The following is an 898-nucleotide window of genomic DNA, read 5'->3' as shown; positions in this document are numbered from 1 at the left end:
AGCAGGACCATCTGCTAAGGCTAAATACTCCCTAGCGACCGATAGTGAAACAGTACCGTGAGGGAAAGGTGAAAAGCACCCCGGAAGGGGAGTGAAATAGAACCTGAAACCGTGTGCTTACAAAAAGTCAGAGCCCTATTTATGGGTGATGGCGTGCCTTTTGTAGAATGAACCGGCGAGTTACGTTCCCGTGCAAGGTTAAGCTGAGAAGGCGGAGCCGCAGCGAAAGCGAGTCTGAATAGGGCGAATTTTAGTACGTGGACGTAGACCCGAAACCGTGTGATCTACCCCTGTCCAGGGTGAAGGTGCGGTAACACGCACTGGAGGCCCGAACCCACGCATGTTGAAAAATGCGGGGATGAGGTGGGGGTAGCGGAGAAATTCCAATCGAACTCGGAGATAGCTGGTTCTCCCCGAAATAGCTTTAGGGCTAGCCTCGGAATGAAGAGTCGTGGAGGTAGAGCACTGATTGGGTGCGGGGCCCGCAAGGGTTACCAAACTCAGTCAAACTCCGAATGCCATGTACTTATATCCGGGAGTCAGACAGTGAGTGCTAAGATCCATTGTCGAAAGGGAAACAGCCCAGACCATCAGCTAAGGTCCCAAAGTGTGTGTTAAGTGGAAAAGGATGTGGAGTTGCTTAGACAACCAGGATGTTGGCTTAGAAGCAGCCACCATTGAAAGAGTGCGTAATAGCTCACTGGTCGAGTGACTCTGCGCCGAAAATGTAACGGGGCTAAACACACCACCGAAGCTATGGCTAGATGCTTTGCATCTGGGGTAGGGGAGCGTTGTATAGAGGTTGAAGGTGTACTGAAAAGAGCGCTGGACACTATACAAGTGAGAATGCCGGTATAAGTAACGAAAAGATCAGTGAGAATCTGATCCGCCGAAAGCC

The 898-nt window shown here is 51.0% G+C and carries 1 rRNA gene; it reads left to right on the top strand.

The features are described 5' to 3' along the window. Positions 1-898 (top strand): 23S ribosomal RNA (locus AC1D69_RS25025); the annotation flags it as partial.

This window comes from Paenibacillus sp. Y301 (assembly GCF_059445505.1).
This window is presented reverse-complemented; position numbering and strand designations above follow the sequence as displayed.